Origin of the sequence: Cupriavidus sp. WS (assembly GCF_000395345.1) — a bacterium.
Classification (GTDB): domain Bacteria; phylum Pseudomonadota; class Gammaproteobacteria; order Burkholderiales; family Burkholderiaceae; genus Cupriavidus; species Cupriavidus basilensis_B.
In genome coordinates, this window is the sequence record NZ_AQPL01000619.1 from 1 (window position 1) to 1,176 (window position 1,176).

2 protein-coding genes are annotated in these 1,176 nt (G+C 63.8%); both read left to right on the forward strand.

Annotation, left to right across the window (positions count from 1 at the left end; genetic code table 11):
• On the forward strand, positions 1-377 hold a 377-nt coding region (locus K206_RS0135715; RefSeq protein WP_020207033.1), incomplete at its 5' end, for a hypothetical protein.
• A 181-nt stretch (positions 378-558) separates the two neighbouring features.
• Positions 559-1,176 (forward strand): hypothetical protein (locus tag K206_RS0135720; protein WP_020207034.1); only part of this gene is annotated, 618 nt, incomplete at its 3' end.

The following is a 1,176-nucleotide window of genomic DNA, read 5'->3' on the forward strand; positions in this document are numbered from 1 at the left end:
CGCAGGAAGTCGTCGATCAGATCGTTCGGGAAGAACGGCATTTCAGCGCCGCGCCCCAAGCCTTTTTCGAGGCATGGAAGCGTGGTGTCGAGATCGCCGGCCCGCAATGGTTTGGCGATGGCACCCGTGAAGGTCTGAACCAGGCCAAGAGCAAGTGGGATCTGCGCCCCGACATGCTGCGCCTCAACGACGCCCTCGGCGTCCTGAGCAGCGGGGAACGCATGTTCCTGTCCGCGATGGTCAGCTTCTACAACGCGCGCGAGGGCGGTGCCATGCTCAAGCGCTGCCACTTCAACGGGTTGTCGGACTTCGACGGCCTCGATCTGCCTCGTCGCCAGGTGATCGCCGACCTGCTGCTGAACTACAGCGGTTGGTGAGCCGGTTCCTGGCACACCTTCATCACTGCGTTCACGCGACCCCATGAGGGACATGCGCCTCGTCCGAGGCCATGTCCCTCGCGTTTTCTCCCCGCCCAGTGCCATCCGGCATCAGGCGGTTCCCCTGCGGATGCCATCGTCCGCAAGGGCTGGCTCCGTTCATTCATCGAAAGGAGCCTTCATGGCCAACAACTACTACGAAGCCACCGGCGTTCTCGTGCTCGACCGAGTGACGCCCGTCATCCAGGCGCTGTTCGGCGCCTTCGCGCTGGACGAGAGCCACCCCGGCAACGGGCAGGCCTACATCGCCCAGATCGCCGAGACCACCAATCCGCAATGGCCGGACGTGCTCGATGGCCTGGAAGACCTGGCCACGCAACTCGGCATTCCTATGCCGGACGACGAAGGGCTGTCGATCCCGCCGCTGCTCGAATTGCTCGCCGTGCACTTCGGTGCCGATGAGGACGAAGAGCTGGCGAACTTGATCGAGCGTCATTCGTTCGAGGACACCGCCGATCTCGACGCCTTGTTTCTGATCGCCACCCGGTTCGATGACGGCCACAACCTGACCGCCATCCAGTTCGAGGGATGCTGGTATTGCAGCAAGCCGCGGCTGTTCGAGTTCGGCGGCAACGGCTGCTACCTGAGCCGCGAGGTCCGCGTCATCAGCTCGTCCTCCCAGGCCCTCCAACTCGGTTGCCAGTTGCACGAGGCCATTGTGGCCGCCGACATCGAAGAGGCTTCGGCCCTGATCGCGCTGGAGACCATCAATCTGCTGGCGGGCGTCAGCGACGAGCCA